We start from the raw sequence: 26,924 nt of genomic DNA on the forward strand, positions 1-26,924 counted from the left end.
CTTCTATGACCAGCCCGCTATGGATCGGAGAAATTGAATTATTCGTCTGAAACATGCTTTGGAAAATCAGGAATAATATGAAAGCGATATGCGGACTTTACTGGTCCGTTACGCAGAATGATTATTAGAAATCCACCTGCGCGCGCATCCCGACGACATCGGCGTTGAACTTCGGCTGGGCGCTCGGAATGTCATAGATGAGATGCATGTAGTTCAGCATGAAGCGGACGTAGGCGGTGGGCGTCCAGACGAGCGCGGTGCCGAAGCCGTTCTGGGTGCCGCCGCCGATGCCCGCGTCGGTCAGGTCGAGGTGATCGTAGCGAAGGTTGAGTTCCAGCGCGCCGAAGCCGCCGTCGCCCAAGGGGCTGCTAGGGGTGGTGCGGTCGAACGCGCCGTTGCGGTAGCTGCGCGTGTCGTCGGTCAGGAACATGCCGGCCTCGGCATAGCCGCCGAAGAAAGTCGGGTCGGCGTCTCCCGGGCGTTTCACCTTCAGCCAGGCCGCCTCGCCCGCCAGATGGAGCCGCTTGCGATTGAGCGCGAACTCCGTGCCGACATGCATTTCGCTGTCGACCGTCAAGACACCCGTGTCGATGTAGCGGATATCGGTCGTGGCGATATAGGGCCGCTGGCGATATCGGTTGCCGAGAGTCGCCTGGAAACGTCCGAGGTTGCGATAATGCGCCGATCCGCCCAGATGGAGCTGCATGTCGCCGAGCTTGGGCATCCAGACGACGCGGCCGTCGTAGCTCACGCTCTTGTTGCCATCGTTCGTCAGGCTGCCGAGGTCGTCGGTGAAGACGCCGACGTTCGCCATGACCGCCTTGCCCTTGAAGCCGGCGGACAAGCCGACGCGACGTTCCAGGTTGAAGGCGCCGATGAAGGCGGCGCGCTCGTTGAACGACAGGAACAGGTCGGACTGAAGCTGCTCCATCGAGGTGAAGGGATGGTGCTGGCCGACAGTGAAGGTGAATGGCCCGGTGTCGTAGGCTAGGTAGAGATCCGTCCACGAAACCGAGTTGCCTGCGAACTCCGCCTCGGCGCGATAAGTGAAACCACCGGGAATCGTGCCCTGTGCGCCGATATAGGCGCGCCGGATACGACTAGTGAAGCCGCGCCCATCCGCCTGGCCGCTGACGCGCGAGGCGGGCGCGCTCAAATAGCCGCCGTCGATCTGTATCCGTCCGCGCGGCTTGAAGCTCCAGCCGTCGGCGTTCTTGAACTCCGGCGCGCCTTTCCAGCTTATCCGCGTGGCATCGTCATTCGTGGAAGCGGCGGCCGAAGCAGCCCGCGCCTGGCCCGCTGCATCAGGGCTACCGGACGGATCGGCGGTGCTCGCCGCCTGCTCGCGAAGAGTGCGCATTTCCTCCCGCATCGCTTCGACTTCGGCGCGAAGGCGGGCTACCTCGTCTCTCAATTCGGCATCCGCCGGGGTTTCGGCGCCGGCCAATTCCTCCACTTGCGCCAGAGCGAGACTCGGCCAGGAGACCGTTGTGAAAGCGAATAATATTAGACCACGGCCAAGCATCACTGCTCCGTTCGAGTGAAATTTTCACTAAAGCTGGCAGTCGGTTGGCATCGCTTTTTTACGTTCTGATGTCGTTCGGCAAATATGCGGAAACAATTTTCTTTTGGGTCGGACGCAATGACGCGGTCATAATCCGGTGCCGACGCGCGCGGTCCCGGCCATGACAAAAAGCCCGGCCGATCGGCCGGGCAAGGGGGGTGATTTGAAGCGATGCGGGCGTTGCCGCCTCAGAATGTCTCGGGGACATACATCTCGCGTGGAACCGGGTGGCGGATGTAATCCTCGTGCCGCACGCGGTCGGGCAGGATGACCTCTTCCTTGGGCACGTCGTCATAGGGAATCTGCGCGAGGAGATGCGAGATGCAGTTCAATCGCGCGCGCTTCTTGTCCACCGCCTCGACGATCCACCAGGGCGCTTCGGAAATATGCGTGCGTTCCAGCATCGCTTCCTTGGCGCGGGTATAGTCCTCCCACCGGCGCCGCGCCTCGACATCCATGGGCGAGAGCTTCCACTGCTTGAGCGGATCGTGGATGCGCATGAGGAAGCGGAACTGCTGCTCGTCGTCGGTGATCGAGAACCAGTATTTGAGCAGGATGATGCCCGAGCGCACCAGCATGCGCTCGAACTCCGGGGCCGAGCGGAAAAATTCCTCCACATCGTCCTCGTTGCAGAAGCCCATGACCCGCTCGACGCCCGCGCGATTATACCAGCTTCGGTCGAACAGCACTATTTCGCCGGCGGCCGGCAGATGCGTGGCATAGCGCTGGAAATACCATTGGCTGCGTTCACGCTCGGTCGGGGCGGGAAGGGCGACGACCCGGCAGACGCGCGGGTTGAGGCGCTGGGTGATGCGCTTGATGACACCACCCTTGCCGGCCGAATCGCGGCCTTCGAAGATGACCAGCACCTTGAGCCCCTTGTATTGGACCCAGTCCTGCAGCCGCACCAACTCATGCTGGAGGCGGAACAACTCGCGGAAATAGACGCGGCGGTCGATCTGTTCCTGTTCGGGATGATCGGAAAGATCCTTGAGCATCGTCTCCAGACGGCTCTCGTCAATCTCCATCTCCAGTTCCTCGTCGAAACTGTCGGCAATCTCCTGCTTCACGCGATCCATCTCGAAGGAGGGGGAACTGGAAAATGTCATGGATATGTTCCGTTTCTCGTGGCTTTCCGCTCCGTGTTTGTCGTCTCCTTATGACAGGATAGTGACCATCCCGCGGGCGTGGAGCGAGCCTGTCCGGGGCACCCAGGATGGGTCGCGCCGACGGCAGTCAAAAATATGTAAGCCCGGCGTGCTCTACGACCCGTCACAAATCCTGATGAACGATGGTCCGACGCCCGATGCGCAATCATTTGCGAAAATTCCTGATTTTGCCCCTTGCCTGCACGGCTGCCCTGCTGACGTCCTGCGGAGGCAGTGACGGGACCTCGCCTGGTCCCTCGCCGACGCCGGCTCCCACTCCTGGTCCAACGCCGGGGCCGACTCCGACGGGGCCTGCCGCCAATTGCCCGGATCAGTTCGTCAATGGCGGCGTGGTCGGCAATCTGCGCAATTGCGTCCTTCCCGACCGGATATTGCAGGATCTGACGTTGCCGCGCCGCGCGGGCACGATCTATTCGCTTTCGCGCCGCGTCGAGGTGGGGCGCGATGTCGGCGGTGATGGCCGCGACCCGGGCGGAATCCCGGTCACGCTCACCATAGAGCCGGGCGTGGTGGTTTTCGGGACGGGCGGCCTCGACTATCTGGTGGTCAATCGCGGATCGAAGCTCCAGGCGGCGGGCACGCGCGAGGCCCCGATCATTTTCACGAGTCGCAGCAATGTCGAAGGGCTTGCCGACGACAGCAGCCAGGGCCAGTGGGGCGGCGTCATCGTGCTCGGCCGGGCGCCGGTTTCGGATTGCTTGCGCAACGTCCCCGGCGGGTCGGACAATTGCGAACAGGCCTATGAAGGCCTTCCCGACCTGCTTTACGGCGGCGGCCGCGCGGATGACGACAGCGGCACGCTGCAATATGTCCAGATTCGCTACGCCGGCTTCGAGATCGCGCCGGACCAGGAGATCAACGGGCTGACGCTGGCCGGAGTCGGATCGGGCACCACGCTCGATCATATTCAGGTCCACAACAGCTCGGACGACGGCATCGAATGGTTCGGCGGACGGGCCAACGCGCGCTATCTGGTGCTCACGGGCAATGACGACGACAGCCTCGATACCGACCAGGGCTATCAGGGTTTCCTGCAGTTCGTGATCGCGGTCCAACGTGCGGGCGGAAGTTCAGGCGATTCCATCGTGGAAGCCGATTCCTCCGGCAATGAGGATTCGCTGCCCCGGCAATGGACCCGCCTCGCCAATTTCACCTTCCTCGCCCGCTCGACCCGTGCGGGGAGCGCATTCCTGATTCGCGGCGGCGCCGACTATACGGCGGTCAACGGCGTGATCGTCGCGCCGCGCAGTTGCATTAACATCGCGTCCACCAACGGCACGACGCTGAGGCCGGCCAACGCCGTGCTGGAGGACCAGGGCCCGCCCGTGTTCCGCTCGGTCGCCCTTGCCTGCGGCGAGGGGAACTTCCCGCGCGACAGCGAAATATCGCAGTCCGTCTGGGGCCAGATTTTCGATTTTCCGGCATCGAACAACCGCCCGAACTTCATCTCGACCCTGTCGGGCCTGTTCGTGAATGGCACCAATGAAAGTGCCGTGCCGGCTTTCGACGCCGCCTCGCTGGGGGATTTCATGGTCTCCACCAACTATATCGGCGCGGTGCGCGACGGAAGCGACATCTGGTATCGCGGCTGGACCTGCGATTCCGGCACGGCCGACTTCGGCAGTGGATCGTCCTGCCGGACGGTGCCGAAGTAAACGACCGGCGCTGAATGACCACCGGCCGGGCGGCGGGAAGCCTGGCTCCCTCAGGCCTGCGTTTCGGTGGAGCCCTGCACGCGGCGGATGCCTCCCAGGCGCGAGGCCATCCGCCATGCAGGCAGGATGACGTAGCTCATCGCCGGAATCGCCAGCCCTCCGATCACGATACCGGCCAGCCCGGAGCCGGTTGCCTGGACCAGCCATGACAGGAAGGGGCCGATCGCGGGGAGCGTATGCGCGGCGGCTTCGCCGGTATCGTGGAGGAAATGGCTCGGCCACGCGAGGCCATAGCCTTCGAGCCCGTGCAGGACGATGCCGCCGCCGACCCAAACCATCGCCACCGTCCCGACCAGGCCGAGCACTCTGAGGAAATAGGGCATACCCTGAACCAGCCCGCGCCCGACCGCGCGCGTCGCCGAGCCCGCCATCGAAGGGGAGGATACCCTGGCAAGGTGGAGGCCGATATCGTCGGCCTTCACGATCAGGGCCACTACTCCGTAGACCGCCACCGTGATGCCGAAGCCGACCACGGCGAGCACTATCGCCTGCGTGGCCAGGCCGGCGTCGGGAACCGAGCCGAGGGTGATGGCCATGATCTCCGCCGAAAGGATGAAGTCGGTTCTGATCGCGCCCGCGACCTTCTGGTCCTCGAACGATGCCTGATCGGACTCGGCCGGCTCGAACTCCGCCTCATGCGCATGAGCGGTGTGAGGCGACACCAGTTCGAGAAGTTTTTCGGCGCCCTCGTAGCAGAGGTAAAGCCCGCCCAGCATCAGCAGCGGAAGGATCGCCTGCGGCGCGACCAGGCTCAGGCCGACCGCGGCGGGCAGCAGGATCAGCAGCTTGTTCCGCAGCGAGCCGAGCGCGATCCTGCCGATGATCGGCAACTCGCGTGATGCCGAGAAGCCCGTCACATAGCGGGGGCTGACTGCGGTGTCGTCGATGACCACCCCCGCGGCCTTGGTGCCGGCCTGGGTGGCCTGGGTGGCGACATCGTCCAGCGAAGCTGCGGCGACCTTGGCCAGCGCGGCGATGTCGTCGAGAAGTGCGATCAGGCCAATGCTCACAATTCTTGGTCCTCGGTCCGATAGGCCCGGCAGTCGGGTGAATGCCGGCGAATGACCCCACAATGTTGCAGGCATCATGAAATCGAAAGGGCCGTAACATCGTAACCTGACGAATCGGTGACGATTTTCGGCTTGCCGGCCGATGCTGAAGCCTTTGCCGCGCAATGGCGCGAACGGCTGAGAGGAACGCGATGATGTCATGCAATCGAAACCTCGGTGTGGCTCAACGCGATGCATCGTCGCCGATCCGACATTGAAATGAAAAGGGGGCAGCCAATGACCGTCCAGGATGGACAAGCGGGTGTGCATGGCAAGGTTGCCGTGGTTACGGGCTCCACCAGTGGCATTGGGTTGGCGATCGCCCGCCAGTTCGCGGCGCGGGGCGCGAATCTCGTCATCAACGGCCTTGGCGATGCCGCTGCCATCGAGGCGGAGCGCTCCGCCATCGAGGCGGATTTCGGCGTGCGTTGCCTCTATTCGCCGGCCAACATGCTCTCGGGCGCCGAGATCGCCGAAATGGTGGCGCTCGCCGAGGGCAGTCTCGGCGGCTGCGACATTCTGGTGAACAACGCCGGCATCCAGCATGTCGCGCCGATCGACGAATTTCCCGACGAGAAGTGGCAGGCGATCATCGCCATCAATCTGCTGGCGGTCTTTCATTCGATCAAGGCGGCGCTGCCCGGCATGAAGCGGCGCGGCTGGGGCCGCATCGTCAACATCGCCTCGGCCCATGCGCTGATAGCATCGCCCTACAAATCCGCCTATGTCGCGGCCAAGCACGGCGTAGCGGGTCTGACGAAGACGGTCGCGCTCGAAGTCGCGACGCAGGGCGTCACCGTCAACGCCATCTGCCCCGGCTATGTCTGGACACCGCTCGTCGAGGCACAGATCCCCGACACGATGGCATCGCGCGGGCTGACGAGAGAGCAGGTCATCCATGACGTGTTGCTCGAGGCCCAGCCGACGAAGGAGTTCGTCACCGTCGATCAGGTGGCTGCGCTCGCGCTCTATCTATGCAGCGGGGAAGCGGCCTCCATCACCGGGTCGATCCTGCCTATCGATGGCGGTTGGACGGCCCACTGACCTGACACGATCATTTCCCGAACAGGATTGCGCAGATGAAAGCTGACGACGTTCGCCGCGCTTATGCCATGCCTCTGTCGAACCCCGCTTATCCGCCGGGGCCATATCGGTTCTTCGATCGGGAATATGTCATTATCAGCTATCGCACCGATCCGGATGCGTTGCGGGCCGTCGTGCCCGAACCGCTCGAGATCGCCGAGCCGGTGGTCAAGTATGAATTCATCAAGATGCCCGACGCCACCGGCTTCGGCGACTACACCGAATCGGGCCAGGTCATTCCGGTGCGGTTCGAGGGCAAGGCGGGCGTGTATGTCCACGCCATGTATCTCGACGACGATGCGCCCATTGCCGGCGGCCGCGAGATCTGGGGCTTTCCCAAGAAGCTCGCATTTCCCAAGCTCGTCCATGAAGGCGAGGTGATCGTTGGCACATTGCACTACGGCTCTGTGCTCTGCTCCACCGCGACCATGGCCTACAAGCACGAGGCGCTCGATACGGACGCGATCGCTGAAGCGCTCGGCGAGCCGAACTTCCTCGTCAAGATCATCCCGCATGTCGACGCCACGCCGCGCATCTGCGAATTGGTCCGCTATCGCCTGGAGGACATCGTCGTCAAAGAGGCGTGGTCGGGGCCGGCCGAATTGGAGCTGCACCGCCATGTGATCGCGGACGTCGCCCGCCTGCCGGTGCTGGAGATCGTCTCGGCCGTGCATTTCGTCGCCGACCTCACGCTCGGCCTGGGCGAGGTGGTGCATGACTATATGGCCAGTCAGGGGAGTGACCGACATGCCTGAGACGATGCGCAAGCGCAAAAACGAGACGCCGGACATCGAGGAACTGCTTGCCCCCTATCAGTCGGTGGCGCTGGTCCTGCAGGGCGGCGGCGCGTTGGGCGCCTATCAGGCCGGCGTGTTTCAGGCGCTGGCGGAGGCTGGCGTCCATGCCAACTGGCTGTCCGGCGTGTCTATCGGGGCGATCAACGCGGCGATCATCGCCGGCAATCGGCCGGAGAATCAGCTCGACCGGCTGCGCGATTTCTGGGAAACCGTCTCGGAGCGGAAGATCTGGCTGTTCACACCGGAGGGCGACGTCTTCCGAAGGCTGCGCAACCAGGTCAGTTCGATGATGACGATGACCACCGGCCTGCCGGGCTTCTTCAAGTTGCGCAACGCGAATCCCTGGTTGCAGCTTTCCGGCGCCTCGGGCGCCACCAGCTTCTACGACACGGACGAGCTTCAGCACACGCTCGATCGGCTGATTGACTGGGATGTGCTCAACAATCGCGAACGCCGGCTCAGTGTCGGCGCGGTGAATGTCAGCACCGGCAACTTCCGCTATTTCGACAGCGAGATCGAAGTGCTTGGGCCTCAGCATATCATGGCTTCGGGTGCGCTGCCGCCGGCTTTCCCGGCGGTCCTCATAGAAAACGAATATTATTGGGATGGCGGCATCGTCTCCAACACTCCGCTGCAATATCTGCTGGAGCAGGAGGATGTTCACGACACGCTGGTGTTTCAGGTGGATCTGTTCAGTTCGCGGGGCATATTGCCGCGCGACATGGGCGACGTTCTCGCCCGCCATAAGGACATCATGTATTCAAGCCGCACGCGCAACAATACGGACACCTTCCGCCGCCTTCATAACCTCAGGCTGAAGTTGCATCAGGCGCTGCTGCGCGTCCCGCCCGAAGCGCTCACCGACGACGATCATGCTTTCCTTGCCGCCATGGAAGACGTGCCGCAGATCAACATCGTGCATCTCATCTATCAGCAGAAGATATACGAGAGCGATGCGAAGGATTATGAGTTCTCGGGCAGTTCGATGCGCGAGCATTGGGATTCCGGCTATCAAGACACGCGCAAGACTCTCGGCCACCGCAAATGGCTGGCGAAGCCGCCGGAATCGATCGGCATGACAGTGCATGATGTCCATCGCGACGATCCGAGCTGATTGAGGCCGGACGCCGGATGAGCGAATTGCCGCTGCGCTTCCTGCCTGCGTAAGCGGCACCCATTCCCGGATGCCATGCGGAGCGATTTTGCCCGATAGCCACGCGCGCCTTGTCGTTCCATTCGGTGCGGGTTGGGGGAAAGGCGCTCGTTCGCGATCTGAATGCGATGGTGTGGCCTGACGGTTTACGGCTCTCGCCGGCCCGTCGCATCGCTTCGATCTCTGGCTGTAAGCCGCGTCTTTCCGCCGGCTCCACTGGTCGGGACGAGAGGATTCGAACCTCCGACCCCCACACCCCCAGTGTGATGCGCTACCAGGCTGCGCTACGTCCCGACCGTGGAGCGGGCCTATAGCATCGCCAAACCGCAATACAAGAGGCTCTTTCCCCGCGTCATTTCCGCGATGCGTGCGTTGCGCACGACCTTCTTTATTGCTAGGCGCGCAACCTTCCACCCCCGTGCCGGAAGGCCAGCCTTGCTGGCCGTGGCTTCGGGCTCGATCTGCCTGACCTTTTTTGCGACGAGCGCATTCATGCTAGATATTCTTTCCGCAGCCGCAGCCTCCGGGTCGGAACCTCCTTTCTGGGTGTCGATGTTGCCTTTGGTGGGCATGGGCGTCATTTTCTGGTTCCTGATTATCCGCCCGCAAATTCGCCGCCAGAAGGAACACGCGGCGCGTGTCGCGGCGTTGAAGAAGGGGGATCAGGTGGTCACCGCGGGCGGGCTTGTCGGAAAGGTCATCAAGGTGGATGACACTTATGCGGAGCTTGAGCTGGGGCAGGGCGTGCGCGTGAAAGCGGTCAAGGGCACGATCGGCGAAATCCTGACGCCGGGCAGCGGCGCCCCAGCGAACGATTGATCCCAAGCCATGCTTGAATTTCCTCGCTGGAAAAAGATCTGGCTGTGGTTCGTCACTGTGGTCTTGGTGGTTGCGGCTCTGCCCTCGCTCGTTTCCGTAACAGGCGCGAACTGGCCCAGCTTTCTGCCGGACCCCAAGGTCAATCTGGGGCTGGACCTTGCGGGCGGGAGCCACATCCTGCTGGAAGCCGATCCGAGCCAGGTTCGACGCCAGCGGCTGGAAGGCATGGAAGAATCGGTTCGGGGTGCGCTGCGCGCCGCGGAACCGCGCATCCGCATCGGTGATGTATCGAGCAAGGGCGGAACGCTGTCGTTCCTGTTGGAAGACCCGTCGCAGGTCGACGCGGCACGCGAAGCCATACTTCCGCTGACCACCGGCGCCGGCCTGACCGGGCAGCGCGACTGGAAGATCGAAGTGGTCGAAGGCAACCGCTTCAAGCTGACGCCCACCCAGGCGGGCATCGACCAGGCTGTCACTTCGGCGATGGATTCGGCGACCGAAGTGGTGCGCAAGCGGATCGACGCGCTCGGCACCCGCGAACCCACGATCATTCGCCAGGGCGCCCAGCGCATCGTCGTGCAGGTTCCCGGCCTCAGCGATCCCAAGGCATTGAAGGATCTGCTCGGCCAGACCGCCAAGCTCGAGTTCAAGCTGGTCGACACCACTGCCCTGCCGGCCGATATCGCCAGGGGCGTGGCGCCTCCGGGCAGCGAAATCGTGCCCTATGCGGAAGCCGAAAGTTCCGGTGTCGGCGCGATCGCGGTCAAGCGCTTGGGCGGGATCAAGGGCGATTCCCTGACCAACGCCCAGCAGAGCTTCAATTCGCAGAACAATGAACCCGTGGTCACGATCACCTTCGATCAGCAGGGCGGTGCGAAATTCGCCAAGCTCACCACGGAGAATGTCAATCGCCCCTTCGCCATCATTCTCGACGGCAAGGTGTTGTCGGCTCCCAACATCAACGAACCGATCCTGGGCGGCAGCGCGCAGATTTCCGGCAGCTTCACGGTGGAGACGGCCAACCAGCTCGCGATTGCATTGCGTTCCGGCGCTCTTCCGGTCGACCTCAAGGTGGTCGAGGAACGGACCGTAGGCCCCGATCTCGGCGCTGACTCGATCGAGAAGGGACTGATCGCCATGCTGGTCGGTTCGATAGCGGTGATGGCCTTCATCATCGCTACCTATGGCCGCTTCGGGATATATGCGTGCATCGCTCTGGTTCTCAACGTGCTGATGATCCTGGGTGTGATGGCGATCTTCAACACCACGCTCACCTTGCCCGGCATTGCCGGTTTCGTGCTGACGATTGGCGCCGCGGTGGACGCCAACGTGCTTATCAACGAGCGAATACGCGAGGAGCGCAAACGCGGGCGAAAGGTCTTCGCCGCGGTCGAGGCCGGCTATCGCGAGGCCAGCCGCGCGATTTTCGACGCCAACATCACCAACGTCATCGCGGCGGTGCTCATGTTCCTGTTCGGCTCCGGCCCGGTGCGCGGCTTCGCCATGGTGCTGATGATCGGTATCGTCACTTCGGTGTTCACCGCCGTGACGCTGACCCGCATGTGGGTCGCCAACTGGCTGCGCAAGGAACGCCCGTCGGAAATCGTGCTGTGAAGGAATGCCAGCGATGAAACTGCTCAAGCTCATTCCCGACGATACGAACATTCGCTTCCTGCGGTGGCGCGTGCCGTTCTATTCCGTCAGCATCCTGTTGATGGCCCTCTCGATCGCGCTGGTGCTGGTCCGCGGCCTCAATCTGGGGGTCGATTTCGTCGGTGGCCAGATGATCCGCGTGACCTTCACGCAGACGGCGGAGGCGCCGGTTGCCGAATTGCGCGAAACGGTCGGCGCGCTGGGTTATGGCGAACCCATCATCCAGCAATTCGGCAAGCCGAACGAAATCTCGATCCGCATGAAGCTGCCGGAAGGCTCGGAAGGGCAGCCCGCGCTCGCGGATGCGATGGCGCGCAAGATCACCGCGACGATCCAGGCGGAACACAGCGACGCCCGCATCGACGGGGTGGATTCCGTATCCGGCAAGGTTTCCGGTGAGTTGTTCCAGACGGGGATGCTCGCGCTCGGCCTCGCGATGATAGGCATTTCGATTTATATCTGGGTGCGGTTCGAATGGCAGTTCGGCGTCGGTGCGCTGTTCGCGCTGGTGCATGATGTGACGCTGACTCTGGGCATGTTCGCGCTTACCCAGATGGAGTTCGACCTTAACATCGTCGCCGCGCTGCTGACCTTGATCGGCTATTCGCTGAACGACAATATCGTGGTCTATGACCGCGTCAGGGAAAATCTGAAGAAATACCGGAAGATGCCAGTTGCCGAGTTGCTGGACATGTCGGTCAACGAAACCCTGTCCCGAACGATCGTCACTTCCCTTTCGCTGCTGATAACGCTGATCGCGCTCCTGCTGCTGGGGCCGGATGTGATCTTCGGGTTCACTGCGGCGATCACGCTCGGCATCTTCGTCGGCACCTACAGCTCGATCTACATGGCGACGCCGATCCTGATCTGGCTTGGCGTGACTTCGGAGAGCTTTGTTCCGGTCGAGGACGCGGATGAGAAGGCCGGGCGGCTCGCGCGCGGTGACGCCTGAGCAAGCCTCCTCCGGGGCGCACTCAGGCTTTCAATAGCCCCTCGTAATATTCGGCGAGCCTTTCCGCGTGCGCGCGCCAGCTGAATTGCGCGGCGTTCTGCGCGACCATTTCCGGTGAGGACGGCGCGGCCAGAACCGCCCGAACGGCTGCGGCAATGGCCCGGGGATCGCGCTCGGCGATCAGACCGGCGCTCGCGTCGCGGAGAATTTCGCGCGCGCCACCCGCATCGCTGATCACCAGCGGGCAGCCGCAGGCCAGCGCTTCCACCCAGGCATTGGCCAGCCCTTCGCTTTCGGATGGCAATACCATCGCATCGGCGGCGCAAAGCAGCAGGGGGATCGAAATCATGGTCCAGGGCGCCTAGGAAATGCACTCGCCCGGCAAGTCCCAGACGGCGCACAAGGGCACCCAAAGCGTCCTGATCGGCACCTGTCCCGACCAGAGCGAGCCGTGCGCCGGGCAGATTGGCCAATGCCTCGATCACCAGCGCCTGCCCCTTGCGCGGGATCAGCGCGCCGACCGTGGCGAGCAGCGCTCCATCCCGGCTGATGCCGAACCTTTCCGCGATTTCCGCCCGGCAGGTCTTGCGGTCGCGGGGATGGAAGCGCGCGCGGTCCAGCCCGGTATAGTGGATCGCGATCTTTTCGCGTGGCAGGCCGATCGCCGCCATGTCGTGCGCCAGGGCCTCGCTCACCGAGAGCAGGGTGCCCGCCCGGGCGGCTGCGGCGATCATCTGGCGCCGGGCATAGGGCCTGGCGCCCCAATAGGAGATGTCCGCGCCGCGCGCCTTGATCGCGAGAGGCAGATCCAGGGCCTTCGCAATTCGCGCGGCGGCAGGCCCATCCGGATAGAAGAACTGGGCGTCCACCAGGTCGAACGGTTTCTGCGCGTGCAGGCGGCGCGCCAGCGGCAGTATCGCGCGGGAGATCAGCGCGGGATTGATGGGGCCGGACAGCCCCGGCAGGATCGGGAAGCTGGGGCGGTGCAACTCCACGCCATGCTCGACACCGTCGGTCAATACCCCGGCCAGCTGGCGATAGCGGCCCAGGCGCAGCGGCGGCAGGCCGATCGGATTGATGACGGTTACCTCCCAGCCGGGCTGCGCCGCCAGGGCTTCCAGCGACCGGGCGACGAATGTTCCGAAGCGCGGCGTGTGGCGATTGGGGTAAAGCGTGGCGATCGACAGCAGGCGGCGTGCCGTCACAGTCTGCGCACCAGCATTTCCGCCACGCCGAACCAGGGCGGGTCATCGACCACCAGTTGTTTCTGCCCCAGCCCGGGCGGAAGCACGCCGACGCGCTTGCCCTGCCGGTCTATCAAGCGCCCGAATGCGAAGCGCCCGCCCTTGCGCGGCACGAGGACATCCCGATTGATGGCCTTGGGGGCGTCCTCAGGCGGCAATTGGCGCAGCCAGAGCTGGTCGCCGGGGCGATATTCGCCCGCGCTCGTCTCGATCGCCAGCGCCATCAGCGGCGCGCCGCTGTTCAGGTCCGTCGGCAGGATGGCGTCGCGCTGGGTGGAAAGGGATTCCGCGCCGCTGTCCGTCAGCTTCGCCACCACTTTCGGCTGCGGGCTTTCCTTCCCGCGCACCAGCATTTCCGGCTCGACCTGCAGCGCGGCGGCAATCCGGTTCATCCAGACGAGCGACAGGTTGCGCATGCCGGTTTCGAGCCGGCCGATGGTCTGTGCGGTGGTCGGCGGCTCGCAGGCAGCGGCGACATCGGCAAGGGTCATGCCCTTTTCCTTGCGGATATCGCGGATGCGATTGATCATGAATGCCTCTCCACTAACCAAATCGGTTTCCGCTTTCCTACAAGCATCTCGATTTGGCAAGTGCCTGCACGGTTTCAACGAGGAGATTGCAATGCAGCGCCAACTGGTCGAACGGGAACTGACGGCGGAAGGCCCGCGCCGGTGCGGAAAACCTGGCCGCCGCGCCCGCAGGGTGACGGTCAATCTGGCCGAATCGCCCCTGTCCTGGCTCCATGCGCGCGGGCATATCGACCGTCGCCTGTTCGATGCGGGGGAACGGCTGCGCATGGATTACGAGCGGGCGCAGCTTTCACCCGCCATCACCATGCGCTGGGATGCGGTGCGGGTGGATGGGGGCGGGGCCGACAGCGGCTTGACGCCGGGCGAGCGCCAGCTTGCGGCGAAGATCAGGTTCGACGGCGCGATGGCCGAGGCGGGCAAGGGATTGAACGACATTCTGTGGCGCGTGGTCTGCGCGGGCGATCCCCTGCCCGAAGCGGAACGCTCGCTCGCCTGGCCCGCGCGCAGCGGCAAGCTCGTGCTCAGGCTGGCGCTGGAGCGGGTAGCGGAATTCTACCGGATTTCCTGACCCGTGCGGGGAGCGGCCGATGCCTGAGGCGTTCAGCCTTCCACCTGCTCCGCCAGTTCCAGCCAGCGCTCCTCCGCCGTTTCCTTTTCCTCGCGCAGCTTTTCCAGCGAAGAGGTGAGCTGCGCGAATTTCTGCGGGTCCCGGGCATAGAGGTCCGGGTCGGAAAGCGTTTGTTCGCCATGCGAGATCATGTCTTCCAGCTCTTCGATCCGCTGCGGCAGCAGATCGTAGTCGCGCTGATCCTTGTAGCTCAGCTTTGCCTTCCTGGGCGGGGGCGGGGGAGCGGCTGGCGTCGGACTTTCCTTCTCCGCCGCCTTTCTGACCGGCGCGACGCGGCTCTTTCGCTTCGTTTCCCAATCCGCATAGCCGCCCGCGACGATGTCGACCTTGCCCGAGCCGTCGAGGCCGAGCGTCACCGTGACCGTGCGATCGAGGAAATCACGGTCGTGGCTGACGATCAGCACCGTGCCGTCGTAATCCGCGATCACTTCCTGCAGCAGGTCCAGCGTTTCGAGGTCGAGATCGTTGGTCGGCTCGTCCAGCACCAGCAGGTTCGACTTGCGGGCGAACTCCCGCGCCAGCAGCAGGCGGGAGCGCTCGCCGCCGGAAAGGATGCCGACCTTGGTGTCGACGATGCCGGGATCGAACAGGAATTCCTTGAGATAGCCCTGCACATGCTTGCGGTGGCCGCGCACGTCGATCCAGTCCCCGCCCTCGGCCAGCACGTCGCGCACGCGCTTGTCGGGAGAGAGCAGGCTGCGCTGCTGGTCGATCATCACTCCATGCAGGGTTTTCGCCAGCGTCACGCTGCCTTCGTCCGGCTGGATCTCGCCCGTGAGGAGCTTGAGCAGGGTGGTCTTGCCCGCGCCATTGGCGCCGACCACGCCGATCCGGTCGCCGCGCTGTATCCGCAGGGTGAAATCCCTGATGATCGCGCGATCGCCGAAGCGTTTGGTCACGTGCTCTGCCACGATCACCGACTTGGTTCTCACATCGTCGGTCGCGAGCTTGAGCTTGGCCGAGCCGCCCGGCGTCAGCATCGCCGCGCGCTGCGCCCGCATCAGATGGAGCTTTTCCAGCCGGCCCTGGTTGCGCTTGCGGCGGGCGGTGACGCCGCGTTCCAGCCAGTGCGCCTCCAGCTTCAGCTTGGCGTCGAGCTTCTCGGCCGCGCGGGCTTCCTCGGCATAGACCTGTTCTTCCCAGGCTTCGTAGCCGCCGAAGCCGACTTCCTTGCGCCGCAGGGTGCCTCGGTCGAGCCACAGGGTCGCCCGCGTCAGCCGGGTCAGGAAGGTGCGGTCATGGCTGATGACCACGAAGGCGCCGGTGTAGCGGTTGAGCCAGCTTTCGAGCCAGTCGATCGCGGCGAGGTCGAGATGGTTGGTCGGCTCGTCCAGCAGCAGCAGGTCGGGCTCGGACGCCAGCGCCCGGGCCAGCGCGGCCCGCCGCCGTTCGCCGCCCGAAGCACTCTCGGCCGGGCGGCTCATGTCGATGCCCAGCTGCCCGGCGATCGCCTCCACCTCGTGCCGGGGCGGGGCGTCCGGCCCATCCAGCGCGAAATCCATCAGCGTGGCGAAGCCGGTGAAGAAGGGGTCCTGCTCCAGCATCACCACCCGGGTTCCGGGCTGGATCGAGCGCTTGCCCTTGTCCGCCTCGATCCGGTCGTCGATCAGCTTGAGCAGGGTGGTCTTGCCCGCGCCATTGCGGCCGATCAGCGCGAGCCGGTCGCGCGGGCCGATATGCAGGTCCAGGTCGCGGAACAGCCATCCCGCCCCCTGAATCAGTCCCAGTTCTTCCCAGCTCAAGATCGGTGCGGCAGCCATGGCGGGGGCCTTAGAGCATCGCGCAAAAAAGTGGGAACCGGTTTTTTGCAATAGCGATGCGATAAGAGGGACAGGCATCGCGCAAAAAAGTGGGAACCGGTTTTTTGCAATAGCGATGCGATAAGAGGGACAGGCATCGCGCAAAAAAGTGGGAACCGGTTTTTTGCAATAGCGATGCGATAAGAGGGACAGGCATCGCGCAAAAAAGTGGGAACCGGTTTTTTGCAATAGCGATGCGATAAGAGGGACAGGCATCGCGCAAAAAAGTGGGAACCGGTTTTTTGCAATAGCGATGCGAATCCCATGTTATGTGTCCGTCAACCATCCAGCGCCGGAACCACACCGTTCACCGATGCGTAATATGGGCTGGCGCACCCATCCGCGTGCCAAATCTTGGGAGAACCCGATATGATCCGTTATGCCTTGCCGCTGGTTGCCGTATCGGCGCTGGCCTCACCCGCCCTTGCCGCCGATGTCCAGATCCAGGCCACCGGCCCGGTGGTCGAGCTGACGGTCAATGAGACGGTCAAGGCCCGCCCGGACATCGCGACGGTCGGGGCTGGCGTCACCAGCCGCGCGCCTACCGCGGTCGCCGCCATGCAGGAGAATGCCAAGGCGATGGATGCGGTCGTCGCCAAGATCAAGGCCCTGGGCATCGCCAAGGACGATATCCAGACTACCGGCATCAATCTCTATGCGCAATATGATTACAACCAGGCGACGCAGAGGCAGGTGTTCCGGGGCTATCAGGCCTCGAACCAGGTCAGCGTGATCCTGCGCAAGATCGACGATACCGGCAAGGTTCTGGACGCCCTTGTCGCGGCCGGCGCCACCGATCTCAACGGGCCGAACTTCTCGATCGACGACGACACCGAGGCCAAGGCCCAGGCGCGCAAGACGGCGATGGAACGAGCCCGCAATCAGGCCATGGAATATGCCCGGATGGCGGGTTATTCCGGCGTCAGGCTGCTGGAGATCAACGAGGCGATCAGCGGCCAGACGCCGATGCCGATGGTCCGCAAGGCCTATGACGCAATCCAGACGACCGCCGCCGCCGCGCCGCCGGTGGAGCCGGGCCTGGTGGGCACCGGGGTGACCGTCACGGTGAAGTATGAACTCACCCGCTGAGGCTTAACGGCGCTTCCCGCGCTTATTCACACCTTGTTCAAGGCGTGGCGATTAGGCAAAAGGCCATCATGCGCAAGCGACTAGCTTCTCTTCCGATGGCCCTTGCCGCCGTCCTGGCCGTCAGCGTGGCGGGCGCTCCGGCGCTCGCCCAGTCGCGGGACGACCAGGGCCAGGTCCGCAGGGAAATGAAGGCCGGAAACGTCCAGTCCCTGCGGGAGATCGAGGGCAGGATTCTGCCGCAAATGAGGGGGATGCAGTATCTCGGCCCGGAATACGACGCGGCCGCGATGGCCTATCGCCTGAAGTTCATTCACGATGGCCGCGTCATGTTCGTCGATGTGGATGCGCGCTCCGGAAGGGTGATGCGACGGTCAAGATAGTCTTGCGGGACCCATGCAGCCGCTTGACGCGTTCCTGTCTAGTGCCCAATTTCATTCCAACGCGCAGCATTAGGGGACATGAGGAATGCGCATCCTGATCGTCGAGGACGAACCTACCCTCGGCCAGCAATTGAAATCCACGCTGGAACAGACCGGCTATGCCGTCGATCTTTCCGTCGATGGGGAGGACGGCCATTTCCTCGGCTCGACCGAGGATTACGATGCCGTGATCCTCGACCTTGGCCTTCCGGTGATGGACGGGCTGACCGTGCTCGGCAAGTGGCGCAGGGAAGGCCGCGATTTCCCGGTTCTGGTGCTCACCGCGCGCGACAGCTGGTCGGACAAGGTGGCCGGGCTGGATGCGGGGGCCGATGATTACCTGGCCAAGCCGTTCCAGACCGAAGAACTGATCGCCCGGCTCCGCGCGCTGATTCGCCGCGCTTCCGGCAATACCTCGTCCGAGCTTACCGCCGGCGACGTGAGGCTGGACACCCGCTCCGGCCGCGTCACTCTGGCCGGGGAGCCGGTCAAGCTGACGGCGCAGGAATACAAGCTGCTGTCCTACCTCATGCATCACAAGGGCAAGGTGGTCAGCCGCACGGAGCTTATCGAGCATATCTACGACCAGGATTTCGACCGCGATTCGAACACGATCGAAGTTTTCGTCACCCGCATCCGCAAGAAGCTCGGGGCGGATGTGATCACGACCATCCGTGGCCTCGGTTACAGCCTCGACGACCCCGCCGACGCTCCGCGCGGATGAGGCGGCGATGACCTCCCCCAGCGCAGGTCAGGAATTGCCTGCGCCGGCGGGGCAGGAGGTGGAAACCGCTCCGCATACCGGAAGCATCTCGCGGCGCATGATGCTGATCGCCGCGGGGTGGATCGGCATCCTGCTGCTGGTCGGCGGGATCGCGCTCGACCGCACATTGACGGGCCTGATCGAGAAGAATTTCGACGAGCAGCTCGAATATATGCTCACCGCCATGATCGGCGCGGCGGAGATCGGGCCGGACGGCGAGGTGTTCTTCAACCGTCCGTTGGGCGACCAGCGGTTCCTCGAGCCGAACAGCGGCCTTTACTGGCAGATCACCGGCAAGGGGCATGAGGACTTCCCCTCCCGCTCGCTGTGGGATCGGAGCCTGAAGCTGCAGGGCAAGCATTTCGGCAGCGACGCCCAAATCTATGACAGCAACCAGTTCGCCGATGAGCCTCTGCGGATGATCGAGCAATCCATCATCCTTCCGGGCAGCGATACCCAATGGTGGTTCACGGTCGCGGCCAGCCGCGGGGAGCTTAATTCGCAGGTCGCGCGGGTGCGTTCCATCCTCGTATGGAGCTTCGCCGTGCTGGGGATCGGCCTGTTCCTGCTGGTTGTCCTGCAGATATGGTATGGCCTCGGCCCGTTGCGGCGCGTCCGCCTCGCCATTCAGCGGATGCGAACCACCGGCACCGATCGGGTGATGGAGCCTTTGCCGCTCGAGATTCAGCCGATGGTCGAGGAACTCAACGCCTTGCTCGCCCATTCGGAGCGGCAGGCCGCCGAAGCGCGCACGCACGCGGGCAATCTCGCCCATGCGCTGAAGACCCCGCTCACCGTCGTGACGAATGCGGCGAATACCGGGGCGCCGGATCTGGCCGCGACGGTCCTGCGGGAAAGCAAGGTGATGCGCCGCCAGATCGACCACCATCTGGCCCGGGCGAGGGCCGTGGGCCGGCGCGCGATCGGCCATGCCCGCACCCCGGTCTGGGAAAGCGCGGAAGGCGTCTATCGCGCCATGGGCCGTCTCTATCCCGAGGTCCGGTTCGATCTCGACGGGAACAAGGAGGCGATGGTGGCCATCGAACGGCAGGATCTCGACGAGATCCTGGGCAACCTCGTCGAGAATGCCGCGAAATATGGCGGCGGCAGCGTGTTCATGACGGTCGATGTCGATCCCGATGCGGCTGCCTGCGAGATCTGGGTGGAGGATGACGGGCCGGGGATTCCCGTCGGCGAAAGGACGCGCATTTTCGATCGCGGTGCGCGGCTGGACACCGGCAAGCCCGGCACTGGCCTCGGCCTCGCCATCGTGCGCGACGTGGCGGAAATCTACGGCGGCTCGGTGGGGCTGACGCAAAGCCCGGACCTGGGCGGGCTGCTGGTCAAGCTCTCCCTCCCGCGCTCGGGCTAGAATGATTGCAAGAAAAAACAGAAAATGTCATCAGAATGTATGAGAAAGTTGTGTATTATGATCCTGCCAATCCATGGGATTGGGATATTCTTTCAAGTCTTTATAATGATATCGGAAATATGTCAAAGGCGCGCGATGCAGCGCTGCGGATAAAGAAAATCGCACAGAATGATTCGGAGCATCTAATGGCGGCAAGTGTGCTCGGCAGAGTTCAAATGGATGATGACGATCTGGCTGGTGCGGCAGAGAGTTATCGTCAATCTCTTACTATAACTGAGCGCTTGGCCAGAGCCAATCCGAAGGACGTGATGCTGCGGCGCAAATTAGCTCATTTGGAGGGCAGTGAGCAATTAATAAATATAATGGAGCGCTCGGCAAAAGGTGAGGATGTACAAGAACAATTGACTGTAGCCCTAGGGCACTTTCGTCAATATCTAACTTTAACAGAACGATTAATTAGAGGTGACCCCAATAATGCCAAGCTGCAGGAGGATATGTCTGGTATCTTCATGGTCATTGGTTCCATACAGGCGATGCAGGCGAATATAACTGGCGCGACAGAGAGCTATCGTCAATCTCTCACTATAACTGAGCGCTTGGCTAAGGAAAATCCGGACGATCTAAGGCTGCAACATCTTTTGTCGACTAGCCTGGATATTTTCGGCCATATTCAAATGGTGCAGGGAGATCCAGTTGGCGCACTGGATAGCTACAGTCGATCCTTGGCTACCACCGAACTCTTGGTGAAGGGTTCTTCAAACGACGTTATGCTGCAAAGCCGCTTGTCGGCCAGCTTTGGCTATATCGGCAATGCGCAAATGGCTCAAGGCGACCTCACAAGCGCGATTGAACGCTATCATCAATCTTTGACCATTGCCGAGAATTTAGCTCGAAGCGATCCGGGCAATGCTGAACTGCAATATGATGTAGCTACATCATATCAAAGGCTTGCTGACGCCGGAGTCCCTGGCTTCACTTGGGAGCGAGTAAGATTGCATCTTCAAGCAATGAAGAATCAGGGCATATTCAAACCCTCCTATGAAGACTTTCTAGCGGAAGCAGCCGAGAATGCGGCGCGAGAACAAGGCACGCCTTCAGTTTTAGACAATCAGCAACCATGAGCCAGGTCCTTCTCCTCTCGCTCGATGTCGATGCGGCGCGAACCGAAGTCATACTCGAAGCGCTGGTGGAGGCCGGGATCGATACGTGGTGGCAGCAGTTGCCCGCTGGTGGAGGGGGCCTGCCACCCAATAATATAGGGCAACGTGTGGCCGAAGCACGCTGCGTCATTCTGATCTGGAGCAAGGCGAGCGTCGGCAGCGATGCAACCTTGTTTCATGACATAGCGAAATCGAGCTTGCAGGCAGGCAATGCGATCTGCGTGCGTATCGACGACCCCTTGCCGCCGCCGGAAATGGCGGGCTGCACACTCTACGACATGCGTGGTTGGCGCTCAAAACCGGCTGGCTGGCGCAAATGGTTCGGGGGCAATCTGTATATGCGCGATCTCGTGAGCGGCGCACGCTACAAGATTGCAGGGAAGGACCCACCGCCTGCCAGCGCACCACGGACCATGCTGATCCGGCAGACGCTTGCGGTAGTCCCGGCAATTGGCACAGTGATATACCTCATTCCCGCAGCTATTGGATTGTGGAACGACTTGGGGATGGCCAACCGGCCCAGCGCGGAAGAACAAGCCACTTGGGACAAGGTGGAGACGGGTTCCTGCAATTCGCTGCGCCGGTTTCTGGTAAATTATCCAGGTGGGCATTATGCCGCTCAGGCACAGGCGCGGCTGGATGGTCGAACCCAGGAGACGCAAACCAGCTGGGAGCCTGCGGAACGGCGCATGCCGGTCTATGTCGCGGCTAATCTGGCGAAACCATCCGCTCATAAACCTGCCGCCGCTTCCATTGCCCAAGGCAATGCCCTGGCCAAGGCCGAGGAAACATGCACGGGCTTGGCTGAGGCTGGTAATGCGAAATTGTTGGGCGTTGATGTAGGCGTAGGAAGTGAGCAGTGCACCGTCACCGATGGAGGATATGTCTGCTCCTTTGATGGTCATGCGATCTGCAAACTGAGCGAACCCAGAGATGTGACCGTAGAGCGCTGTAGTTGATCCTGAGCGGCTGGCTTGGCCAGCCGAAGGGCCGGGATGACGAGAACGCTAAAACGCTAAAGCGTCTCCACGCCGCGTTCCGCCCGCAGCAGCACCACAGGAATCAAGCGGTCGGTGCGCGTTTCATATTCGTTGTAGGGCGGGTAATAATTCGCCATCTGCGCCCAGAGCCTCGCCCGCTCCTCGCCTTCGGCGACCCGCCAGCTTCCCTCGAAGCGATCTTCCGCTACCTGGAACCGGACGCCGGGCTTCGCGGCGAGATTGGTGAACCAGGCCGGATCGAAATCCCTGCCGCCATTGGAGGCGATGATAACATATTCGTCGCCCGCGCGGTCATAGATCAGCGGCGTGATATATTCCTGCCCGCTCTTGCGGCCGATGGTCTTCAGCAGCAGCGTGGTGGTCTTTTCCGGGCCACCGAACTGGCTTCCATCGATATAGTGCCCGTCATTGCCGTCCGCGAGGTATCGCCGCAGGTGATCTTCGAAGAACGGCTTGAGATTCGCCATGAATTCATTGGCATCGGCCATGTTTCTCTCCCCCGGCGCATCGCCGCGCCGGTGCCGAAGCTAACCCAGCTCCGCCTCATGGCCAAGGCCTTGCGGAAAGATCAGCCGCCGCGCGCCTGCCGGTGGTGCTGGATGACTTCATCGATGATGAAGCGCAGGAACTTCTCGCTGAATTCCGGATCGAGATCGGCATCTTCCGCCAGCTTGCGAAGCCGGGCGATCTGCCGTTCTTCCCGGGCCGGGTCGGCGGGGGGCAGGGCCGTTCTGGCCTTGTAATCCCCCACCGCCTTGGTGATGCGAAAACGCTCCGCCAATATGTGGATGAGCGCGGCATCGATATTGTCGATGCTCTTGCGATAGGCGGCCAGCGTTGAATCTTCGGCGATGTTCGACATGGTGCAAGCCTCTATCACACATTGTTCGCTTGCCAAGCGCCTCATGTCGCCCCATGGCCATGGCCATGAGCGCCGAGGTCATTCCACTGCCACGCAGCGAGCCGTCACTAGGCCCGCTTCTTTCGCTTACCGCCACTGCCATGAACAGCGTGAATGCCGTCATCCTGGACCGGATGCAGAGCGAGGTTCCCCTCATTCCCGCGCTCGCCGGCCATCTGATTTCGGGCGGGGGCAAGCGTATGCGGCCGATGCTCACCCTGGCCGGGGCGGAGCTGGTCGGGTATCAGGGCACGCGGCATCACAAGCTGGCCGCGGCGGTGGAATTCATCCACACCGCCACCCTGCTGCATGACGATGTGGTGGACGATTCCGACCTGCGGCGCGGCAAGAAGACCGCCAATATCGTGTTCGGCAACCCGGCGACCGTGCTGGTGGGCGATTTCCTGTTCAGCCGGGCCTTCGAACTGATGGTCGAGGACGGCAGCCTGCGGGTGTTGAAGATCCTGTCCGGCGCATCCGCGATCATCGCGCAGGGCGAGGTCGATCAATTGACCGCCCAGCGCGAGATCGAAACCAGCGAGGATCGCTATCTTTCGATCATCGGCGCCAAGACGGCCGCCCTGTTCGCGGCCGCCAGCCGCATTTCCGCCGTGGTGGCCGAGAGGGACGAGGCGGAAGAGCGCGCGCTGGACGATTATGGCCGCAATCTGGGCATCGCCTTCCAGCTGGTGGACGACGCCATCGACTATGATTCCGATGCCGCCGAAATGGGCAAGGACCGGGGCGACGATTTCCGCGAGGGCAAGATGACCCTGCCGGTGATCCTGGCCTATGCGCGCGGCAATGACGAGGAGCGCCGCTTCTGGCAGGAGGCGATCGCCGGGTTCCGCACCGAGGACGAGGATCTCGCCCATGCGGTCGCATTGATCCGCAAGCGTGACGGCGTCTCCGCGACGCGCGACCGCGCCCGCCATTTCGCGGAGCGGGCGATCGATGCGCTTTCGATCTTTCCCGACGGCAAGGCTCGGGCCGCCATGGTCGAGGCCGCGCGCTTCGCGGTCAGCCGGGGATATTGAGCCGAAAAAGCCCTGACTTTAGCGCTCGACAATGCGGCGCCTCACGGGTCGCACAGTGGCGCAGGTGGGTGTGCCGTCCTTGTCGGTGCCGATGACCGTCGTTTCGATCACTCCACCATGCTTGGCTGCGTGATCCAGCAGGTCATTGTCGAGGTCGTGGATATCGATCTTCATCCGGCGGGACCAAGGCGAGGAAGGATCACCGGCCAGTTCGCCGATACGAATATAGACAAATCTTCGCACCGGACCTTCGCGCCGCACCTGGTCGCCGAAGAATTTGGGGCCGGGCTCAATGCGGATCGGGAAATCGAACACGAGCGGTTCCCCCTCGTGCGAGGATTTCGGATCGAGCGGCAGTCCATCCTTCGCCTGAAGGCTGTGGAGCACGCCGATAACCGGCTGCTCGATAACGATCCGCAGATTGATCAAGCGCTGTTCTGCCCGTGCCATTCCGGTCTTATAGGGTGATGAGCGATGGCTGGAAAAGATATCCGCTCCCCAAGGGACGCAATGGATGCTGAAACTAGTTCAGCATGACGGTAAGAGGGGCGTTGTGACGATGCTGCCGATCCATTCCGTCCTGCCCGATCTGCTGGCCGCGCTTTCCACGCGCAGTTCCGCCGTGCTGATCGCGCCGCCCGGAGCGGGCAAGACCACGGCCGTGGCCCCGGGGCTGATCGGGGAGGACTGGTGCTCCGGCATGGTCGTCATCCTCAGCCCGCGCCGCGTGGCCGCGCGCGCGGCGGCCGAGCGGATGGCGGAGCTGCTGGGCGAGAAGCCGGGCGAACGGGTCGGCTATCTGACCCGGCTGGATGGCAAGAGGTCCGCCGCAACCCGCATTCTGGTCCTCACCGAGGCGATCTTCGTTTCGACCATTCTCGACGACCCTGAACTCACCGGGATCAGCGCGGTGTTGTTCGACGAGGCGCATGAGCGCCATCTCGACAGCGATCTTGGCCTGGCCCTCGCGTTGGAAAGCCAGCAGGTGCTGCGAGAGGACCTGCGCATCCTGGTGATGTCGGCCACCATCGACGGAGAGCGCTTCGCCCGCTTGCTGGGGCCGGAGGCGCCGGTGATCGCGAGCGAGGGCAAGGCTCATCCGCTGGCGATCCGCTGGCTCGGCTCGCAGCCGGAACTGCGGATCGAGGATGCGATGGCCGGCGCGGTGATGGCGGCATGGCGCGACGAACAGGGCGATATACTGGCCTTCCTGCCCGGGGTCGGCGAGATCGAGCGGACGAGGGAAAGGCTCGAAAGCCGCTTGCCCGGCGTCCCGATCCTGCCTCTGCACGGGCAGTGCGAGCCAGCGGCGCAGCGCGCGGCCATCCGCCGCGATCCGGAAGGGCGGCGGCGGATCGTGCTGGCGACAAGTATCGCTGAAACCTCGCTGACGCTGGATGGCGTATCGGTGGTGGTGGACAGCGGGCTGGCCCGGCGTGCGGAATTCGATGTCGCGGCAGGGGTCACGCATCTGGTGACGCGGCGGGCGAGCCAGGCCGCCGCCGCGCAGCGGGCGGGCCGCGCGGCACGGCAGGGGCCGGGCATCGCCTATCGGCTGTGGGAGGAAGCGGCGCATCCCGGCCGCCCGCAATTCGATCCGCCGGAAATCGTCGATGCCGATCTCGCATCGCTCACCTTGGCGCTGGCGCAGTGGGGCGCGGGCGATCCCCGGGCCTTGCCGTGGCTCGATCCCCCGCCCGAGGCGGCGCTGGGGGCAGCCCGCGCTCGCCTTCGGTTGCTGGGCGCGCTGGACGAGGACGACCGCATCACCCCGGCGGGGCGAAACATCGCCAGCCTGCCGATGGAGCCGCCGCTGGCCGCGATGGTCCTGCATGGCGCGGAACATGGCGCGGCGCGAATGGCCGCGCGGATCGCCCTGCTGCTGCAGGAGCGTGGCTTGGGCGGGAAGGGCGAGGATCTCGGCCAGCGCTTGTCGCGCTGGGAAGGGGATCGCTCGCCCCGCGCCGAGGCTTCGCGCAAGCTGGCCGACGGCTGGGCGCGGCGGGCAGAGACGCTGGCCGAGCGGATTGGCGGCTCCGCTCCCCCTCCCGGCATTCTCCTGGCCTATGGCCTGCCGGACAATCTCGCCCGGCGTCGTGACGTCAAGGGGGAAAGCTGGCTGTCCGCCGGGGGAAGGGGCTATGCGCTCGATCCCGCGTCTCCCTTGGCTGGCGCGGAATGGCTGGCGGTCGGCGATGCGCAGGGGGCAGCGAAAGGCGCGCGGATCACTGCCGCCTTCGCGCTGACCACGGCGGAAGTGGAGGAATGGCTGGGCGAGCGGATCGAGCGCCGCCACCTCGCCCGCTGGAACGAGGCCGAGGGACGGGTGGAAGCGCGGCTGGAGCGGCGGCTCGGCGCGATTGTCCTGGCGACTGGTCCGGACCCCGCGCCGGACGCCGCGGCGCTGGAGGCTCTCCTGCTCGAAAAGGCGCGCGAGAGGCTGGATACGCTGCTTCCTTCGGGCCTGATCGCCAGGGCGCGCCATGCGGGGGTCGGGGCGCTCGATCCGCGGGCGCTCGCCGCCGGGGCCGAGCAATGGCTGTTGCCGCTCCTCTCGGGGCGGCGCGATCTCGATCTGCCGAGGGGAGCGGTGGCGGATGCCTTGCTCGCTCGGCTCGGCTGGGACGAACGGCAGAGGCTGGACAGGCTTGCCCCGCGCGAATTCGTCAGCCCGGCCGGCACGAGCCATCGCATCGATTACGATCACGATGGCGGGCCGGCGGTGGAGGTGAGGGTGCAGGCGCTGTTCGGGCTGGACCGGCACCCGATGATCGGCGAGACGCCGCTGCTTCTGCAACTGACGTCGCCCGCGGGCCGCCCGATCCAGGCCACCCGCGATCTGCCCGGATTCTGGCGCGGAAGCTGGCGTGATGTGGCGAAGGACATGAAAGGGCGCTATCCCAAGCATCGCTGGCCGGAGGAGCCTTGGGCGGAAGCGCCCAGCCTCAAGACCCGGAATGCATTCGAAGGGCAGTCGCGCGCGTGATTTGCCCGCTTGATTCTTTGCGCGATTCGCAGGAAAGGCAG

The 26,924-nt window shown here is 63.6% G+C and carries 24 protein-coding genes, 1 tRNA gene and 2 pseudogenes; 16 read left to right on the forward strand and 11 right to left on the reverse strand.

The window, feature by feature from the left end; all coding sequences use genetic code 11:
- Positions 1 to 124: 124 nt before the first annotated feature.
- The gene (locus U8326_RS04345; protein WP_324742585.1) at positions 125 to 1,456 is read right to left on the reverse strand and encodes an OprO/OprP family phosphate-selective porin; all 1,332 of its coding nucleotides are present in this window, start codon (positions 1,454 to 1,456) and stop codon (positions 125 to 127) included.
- Between the two features lie 296 nt (positions 1,457 to 1,752).
- The gene (ppk2, locus tag U8326_RS04350; protein ID WP_324742587.1) at positions 1,753 to 2,673 is read right to left on the reverse strand and encodes a polyphosphate kinase 2; all 921 of its coding nucleotides are present in this window, start codon (positions 2,671 to 2,673) and stop codon (positions 1,753 to 1,755) included.
- 389 nt (positions 2,674 to 3,062) lie between these two features.
- Here ppk2 and U8326_RS04355 point away from each other — a divergent pair, with 389 nt between their 5' ends.
- Positions 3,063 to 4,388: a hypothetical protein gene (locus tag U8326_RS04355; RefSeq protein WP_324742588.1), complete on the forward strand. Its 1,326-nt coding sequence runs from the start codon at positions 3,063 to 3,065 to the stop codon at positions 4,386 to 4,388.
- A gap of 50 nt (positions 4,389 to 4,438) precedes the next feature.
- Here U8326_RS04355 and U8326_RS04360 read toward each other — a convergent pair whose 3' ends face one another.
- The gene (locus U8326_RS04360; RefSeq protein ID WP_324742589.1) at positions 4,439 to 5,458 is read right to left on the reverse strand and encodes a DUF808 domain-containing protein; all 1,020 of its coding nucleotides are present in this window, start codon (positions 5,456 to 5,458) and stop codon (positions 4,439 to 4,441) included.
- 276 nt (positions 5,459 to 5,734) lie between these two features.
- Between U8326_RS04360 and U8326_RS04365 the strand changes: the two genes are divergently transcribed.
- From U8326_RS04365 to U8326_RS04375, 3 genes are read left to right on the forward strand one after another with little or no spacing between them, the layout of a single operon-like run.
- Positions 5,735 to 6,541 carry a 3-hydroxybutyrate dehydrogenase gene (locus tag U8326_RS04365; protein WP_324742590.1) on the forward strand — a complete coding sequence of 269 codons (807 nt, stop codon included), beginning with the start codon at positions 5,735 to 5,737 and terminating at the stop codon, positions 6,539 to 6,541.
- A 35-nt stretch (positions 6,542 to 6,576) separates the two neighbouring features.
- A complete protein-coding gene (locus tag U8326_RS04370; RefSeq protein ID WP_324742591.1) occupies positions 6,577 to 7,335 on the forward strand; it encodes an acetoacetate decarboxylase in 759 nt (252 codons plus the stop codon).
- Positions 7,336 to 7,339: 4 nt separating this feature from the next.
- Positions 7,340 to 8,491, forward strand: a complete 1,152-nt coding sequence (locus U8326_RS04375; protein ID WP_324742592.1) for a patatin-like phospholipase family protein — start codon at positions 7,340 to 7,342, stop codon at positions 8,489 to 8,491.
- A gap of 256 nt (positions 8,492 to 8,747) precedes the next feature.
- On the opposite strand, the gene U8326_RS04380 is transcribed toward U8326_RS04375, so the two are convergent.
- A tRNA-Pro gene (locus U8326_RS04380) sits at positions 8,748 to 8,824 on the reverse strand.
- Between the two features lie 198 nt (positions 8,825 to 9,022).
- Here U8326_RS04380 and yajC point away from each other — a divergent pair.
- From yajC to secF, 3 genes are read left to right on the forward strand one after another with little or no spacing between them, the layout of a single operon-like run.
- Entirely contained in the window at positions 9,023 to 9,349 is a 327-nt protein-coding gene (yajC, locus tag U8326_RS04385; RefSeq protein WP_324743519.1) for a preprotein translocase subunit YajC, read from the forward strand.
- A gap of 9 nt (positions 9,350 to 9,358) precedes the next feature.
- The gene (gene secD, locus U8326_RS04390) at positions 9,359 to 10,963 is read left to right on the forward strand and encodes a protein translocase subunit SecD (RefSeq protein ID WP_324742593.1); all 1,605 of its coding nucleotides are present in this window, start codon (positions 9,359 to 9,361) and stop codon (positions 10,961 to 10,963) included.
- A 13-nt stretch (positions 10,964 to 10,976) separates the two neighbouring features.
- Entirely contained in the window at positions 10,977 to 11,954 is a 978-nt protein-coding gene (secF, locus tag U8326_RS04395) for a protein translocase subunit SecF (RefSeq protein WP_324742594.1), read from the forward strand.
- A gap of 22 nt (positions 11,955 to 11,976) precedes the next feature.
- Here secF and U8326_RS16405 read toward each other — a convergent pair.
- The 3 genes and pseudogenes from U8326_RS16405 to U8326_RS04410 all read right to left on the reverse strand — a co-directional run bounded on the left by U8326_RS16405 (position 11,977) and on the right by U8326_RS04410 (position 13,728).
- Positions 11,977 to 12,625 (reverse strand): annotated as a pseudogene (locus tag U8326_RS16405) (glycosyltransferase).
- A pseudogene (locus U8326_RS04405) lies at positions 12,620 to 13,159 on the reverse strand (glycosyltransferase); the annotation flags it as partial. The pseudogenes U8326_RS04405 and U8326_RS16405, both read right to left, overlap by 6 nt.
- On the reverse strand, positions 13,156 to 13,728 hold the full coding sequence (locus tag U8326_RS04410) for a helix-turn-helix transcriptional regulator (RefSeq protein ID WP_324742595.1): 573 nt from the start codon (positions 13,726 to 13,728) through the stop codon (positions 13,156 to 13,158). The gene U8326_RS04410 and the pseudogene U8326_RS04405, both read right to left, overlap by 4 nt.
- Before the next feature lie 91 nt (positions 13,729 to 13,819).
- On the opposite strand from U8326_RS04410, the gene U8326_RS04415 reads away from it, so the two are divergent.
- On the forward strand, positions 13,820 to 14,296 hold the full coding sequence (locus U8326_RS04415) for a DUF6456 domain-containing protein (RefSeq protein WP_324742596.1): 477 nt from the start codon (positions 13,820 to 13,822) through the stop codon (positions 14,294 to 14,296).
- Positions 14,297 to 14,328: 32 nt separating this feature from the next.
- Here the strand turns inward: U8326_RS04415 and U8326_RS04420 are convergent, their stop codons facing one another.
- Entirely contained in the window at positions 14,329 to 16,116 is a 1,788-nt protein-coding gene (locus U8326_RS04420) for an ABC-F family ATP-binding cassette domain-containing protein (protein ID WP_324742597.1), read from the reverse strand.
- A gap of 408 nt (positions 16,117 to 16,524) precedes the next feature.
- Between U8326_RS04420 and U8326_RS04425 the strand changes: the two genes are divergently transcribed.
- From U8326_RS04425 to U8326_RS04450, 6 genes are all read left to right on the forward strand, one after another.
- Positions 16,525 to 17,244, forward strand: a complete 720-nt coding sequence (locus tag U8326_RS04425) for an SIMPL domain-containing protein (protein WP_324742598.1) — start codon at positions 16,525 to 16,527, stop codon at positions 17,242 to 17,244.
- Positions 17,245 to 17,312: 68 nt separating this feature from the next.
- Positions 17,313 to 17,624, forward strand: coding sequence for a hypothetical protein (locus U8326_RS04430; RefSeq protein WP_324742599.1), 312 nt, complete (start codon positions 17,313 to 17,315; stop codon positions 17,622 to 17,624).
- A gap of 85 nt (positions 17,625 to 17,709) precedes the next feature.
- Positions 17,710 to 18,387, forward strand: coding sequence for a response regulator transcription factor (locus U8326_RS04435; protein ID WP_324742600.1), 678 nt, complete (start codon positions 17,710 to 17,712; stop codon positions 18,385 to 18,387).
- Positions 18,388 to 18,394: 7 nt separating this feature from the next.
- Positions 18,395 to 19,798, forward strand: a complete 1,404-nt coding sequence (locus tag U8326_RS04440; protein WP_324742601.1) for a HAMP domain-containing sensor histidine kinase — start codon at positions 18,395 to 18,397, stop codon at positions 19,796 to 19,798.
- 5 nt (positions 19,799 to 19,803) lie between these two features.
- Positions 19,804 to 20,919: a hypothetical protein gene (locus tag U8326_RS04445; protein WP_324742602.1), complete on the forward strand. Its 1,116-nt coding sequence runs from the start codon at positions 19,804 to 19,806 to the stop codon at positions 20,917 to 20,919.
- Positions 20,916 to 21,917, forward strand: coding sequence for a toll/interleukin-1 receptor domain-containing protein (locus tag U8326_RS04450; RefSeq protein ID WP_324742603.1), 1,002 nt, complete (start codon positions 20,916 to 20,918; stop codon positions 21,915 to 21,917). The genes U8326_RS04445 and U8326_RS04450 overlap by 4 nt, the downstream gene beginning before the upstream one ends.
- A 56-nt stretch (positions 21,918 to 21,973) precedes the next feature.
- Here the strand turns inward: U8326_RS04450 and U8326_RS04455 are convergent, their stop codons facing one another.
- On the reverse strand, positions 21,974 to 22,447 hold the full coding sequence (locus U8326_RS04455; protein WP_324742604.1) for a nitroreductase/quinone reductase family protein: 474 nt from the start codon (positions 22,445 to 22,447) through the stop codon (positions 21,974 to 21,976).
- Positions 22,448 to 22,527: 80 nt separating this feature from the next.
- Positions 22,528 to 22,821: a chorismate mutase gene (locus U8326_RS04460; RefSeq protein WP_324742605.1), complete on the reverse strand. Its 294-nt coding sequence runs from the start codon at positions 22,819 to 22,821 to the stop codon at positions 22,528 to 22,530.
- Positions 22,822 to 22,886: 65 nt separating this feature from the next.
- Between U8326_RS04460 and U8326_RS04465 the strand changes: the two genes are divergently transcribed.
- Positions 22,887 to 23,897 (forward strand): polyprenyl synthetase family protein, encoded by a 1,011-nt coding sequence (locus U8326_RS04465; RefSeq protein ID WP_324742606.1) that lies wholly within the window; start codon positions 22,887 to 22,889, stop codon positions 23,895 to 23,897.
- Positions 23,898 to 23,915: 18 nt separating this feature from the next.
- Here U8326_RS04465 and U8326_RS04470 read toward each other — a convergent pair whose 3' ends face one another.
- Positions 23,916 to 24,347 (reverse strand): DUF5990 family protein, encoded by a 432-nt coding sequence (locus tag U8326_RS04470; RefSeq protein ID WP_324742607.1) that lies wholly within the window; start codon positions 24,345 to 24,347, stop codon positions 23,916 to 23,918.
- 64 nt (positions 24,348 to 24,411) lie between these two features.
- Here U8326_RS04470 and hrpB point away from each other — a divergent pair, with 64 nt between their 5' ends.
- Positions 24,412 to 26,883 carry an ATP-dependent helicase HrpB gene (gene hrpB, locus U8326_RS04475; RefSeq protein ID WP_324742608.1) on the forward strand — a complete coding sequence of 824 codons (2,472 nt, stop codon included), beginning with the start codon at positions 24,412 to 24,414 and terminating at the stop codon, positions 26,881 to 26,883.
- The last annotated feature ends 41 nt before the right edge of the window (positions 26,884 to 26,924 follow it).

It is taken from the genome of Tsuneonella sp. CC-YZS046 (assembly GCF_035581365.1).
Classification (GTDB): Bacteria; Pseudomonadota; Alphaproteobacteria; order Sphingomonadales; family Sphingomonadaceae; genus JAWKXU01.